This is a genomic window from Desulfovibrio sp. 1188_IL3213 (assembly GCF_036763145.1).
Lineage (GTDB): Bacteria > Desulfobacterota > Desulfovibrionia > Desulfovibrionales > Desulfovibrionaceae > Desulfovibrio.
Genome location: NZ_JBAIYR010000337.1, coordinates 1 through 2,543 on the forward strand (window position 1 = coordinate 1; position 2,543 = coordinate 2,543).

Genomic DNA, 2,543 nt, shown 5'->3' on the forward strand with positions numbered 1-2,543 from the left:
CCGGGCAATATGCGCCCATCGGCACCAAGACCCGCCAGGGCGCGAACATTGCCCAGAAAGAAATGGCCGCCAACGGCGTCAACGTGCGCCTTGAAGTCATCAATACCGAAGCCCCGGACTGGCTGCAGAAGCTCAATGCCCTGCCCGCGTCCTGCGCGGTTGTGGGCGGCCCCCTTCAGGCGTCCAACTACGCTCAGGCCCGCAAGGCCGGCGTTACGGACAAAAAAGCCTTTTTCACCTTTCTGCCCTCGCTTGAGCCGGGCGACGAAGGTGTGCATGCGTGGCGCTTTTTCCCCGGACCGCAAGACCAGATTGATGCCCTTGTGGGTTTTGCCGCCGACAGTCTCGGCATCCGCAGCTACGGGGCCTTCTATCCCACCGATGCCTACGGCACGCGCATGACCGGCCTTTTTGAGCAAAGCCTGTACAAGCGCAACATGCCGCTCCAGAAGGCCGGCTACAATCCCTCCGACCCCACGTCGTGGAGTTCGGCGGCAGTCCCGCTCATCAACGCCCAGACCCCCGAGGGCAGCCGCACGCCCATTCCCCAGACGGCCTTTGAGGCGCTCTTTGTGCCGGACTCGTGGAAAAGTATGGACATGCTGACCACAAGCCTGCTGTACAACGGCGAAGACCGGCTGGTGCTGCTCGGCACTACCCTGTGGGAACAGGGCCTGTATGGCAAAATGGTGACCACGCCTGAAAAGTTCGCCCTGGCGGTCTTTCCCGGCGCCTGGAATCCCTCACACGCCCCCCGCGCCCTCCAGAGCCAGGGTTCGGACTTCTGGACGGCCCTCGGCTATGATTTCGCCCGTTTCAGCGTCAGCCTCGGCCTTGATGCGCGCCTTACCGCACCGGAAATAACCGCCCGTGCGCAGCGCGCCTCGCACATGGTATGGGGCATGGCCCCCATTGCCTGGGACAGCGCCGGCGTGGCACACCAGAAGCTCTTTATTTTCAGCGTGTCTCCCACGGGCATGGTTCCCGTCAATGTGGACGAATTCCGGCAGACGCGCAGCAACATCCTGCAGCAGTCCGCCCTGCGCATGCAGGGTCTGCCGCCCGTGGATGCACAGGGCAACCCCCTTACGCCCGGCGACGGGCAGCAGCCCACACTGCAGCCCATCGGCACGACGCCCAAGCCTTCGTACAAGCTGAGCCTGCCGTCACGCCTGTAGGGTAGACAGATTTGGAAAAATGTTCCCCGCGCGTTCATGATCCGCACGGGGAACGACCGTATGCCGCTTTACCGGGACCTGTTCCGGCGCAGCGCTAACGTCTGCAACCTGCAGTCTGAAAACGGTACGGCAGCGGCCCGGGCGGCCGTTTTTGCTGCCCCGGCAGCGCACCCAGAAATTTTACAACATCCCTCGTCAAGCACCGCCCCGGCGCTTGACGGGCAAGGCAAAGGACCTCGCAACATGGCACAGAACAAAGGTATCGGCTTGAAAGAAGTGGCCCATATGGCCGAGCTCTCACGCCTCACTGTCAGTGAGGAAGAACAAACGCTTTTCGCGCGGCAACTGGATGACATCCTCGGCTATATGGATGTGCTCGCCAAGGTGGACACCAGCGAGGTGGAGCCTCTGTACAGCCCCGCGCAGCACCGGCCCGCGCCGCGCGAAGACGTGGCCGCCCATGTATGCACCCGTCAGGATGTGCTGGCAAACGCTCCCGAGGCAGACGGCGAATATTTTATGGTTCCGCGCATCGTCTAGAGCAGATTAACACTTGAAATGCTTGCTTACGGCAGGCAAAAGCCTGCCTGCTCGCATTTCGTGGCAAGGATTTTCAGGAAAACCCTTGCAGAGCAGTTGACTCGTTTCATTCGTAAACTGCTCTAGAGCAGATTAACTTTGAGAATGTACATTCTCAAAGTTTAAGACACGCTCGCTTCGATGCTTAACCGCGCAAGTAAGTTGCGCTTGCATCTTTGCGGCGGGTGAAATTGCTCCTGAGCATCCGGGCACGGCAGATCCTGCAAGCAGGCTTCCGTTTACGCCAACACTACAAGCAGAATTTTCGAGAACACCATGACCGACATATGCTCCCTCTCTCTCACGGCTGTGGCCCGGGCCCTGCAAAAAAAAGAACTGAGCGCGGTGGATGTGACCACCGCCTGCCTTGACCGTATCGCCGCCACAGAGCCGCGGCTGGACGCCCTGCTGTATGTGAATGCCGAAAACGCCCTGGCCCATGCCGCCGCGCTGGACAGCGAAGGCCCCGATGCCGCCCGTCCCCTGTGGGGCGTGCCTGTGACGCTCAAGGACGCCTTTTCCACCAAGGGCATGCCCACCACGGCCGGTTCGCACATGCTTGAAGGCTATACGCCCTTCTATGACGCCTTTGCCGTGCAAAAACTGCACGAAGCCGGGGCCGTGGTTCTGGGCAAGACCAACCTGGACGAGTTCGCCATGGGCTCCAGCACGGAAAACTCCGCCTTCAAGGCCACGCGCAACCCCTGGGACCTCAACAAGGTTCCCGGCGGTTCCAGCGGCGGCTCCGCCGCTTCGGTGACGGCCGGGCAGTGCTTTGCCTCGCTA

General features: G+C 61.4%; 3 protein-coding genes. All 3 read left to right on the plus strand.

The features are described from left to right. Positions 1-1,178: hypothetical protein (locus V6C16_RS11105; RefSeq protein ID WP_333543225.1), on the plus strand; the 1,178-nt coding region annotated here is incomplete at its 5' end. 243 nt (positions 1,179-1,421) lie between these two features. Continuing rightward, positions 1,422-1,718, plus strand: a complete 297-nt coding sequence (gatC, locus tag V6C16_RS11110; protein WP_333536747.1) for an Asp-tRNA(Asn)/Glu-tRNA(Gln) amidotransferase subunit GatC — start codon at positions 1,422-1,424, stop codon at positions 1,716-1,718. A gap of 315 nt (positions 1,719-2,033) precedes the next feature. After that, positions 2,034-2,543, plus strand: a 510-nt coding sequence (locus tag V6C16_RS11115; protein WP_333543226.1) for an amidase, incomplete at its 3' end; no start/stop codon positions are given.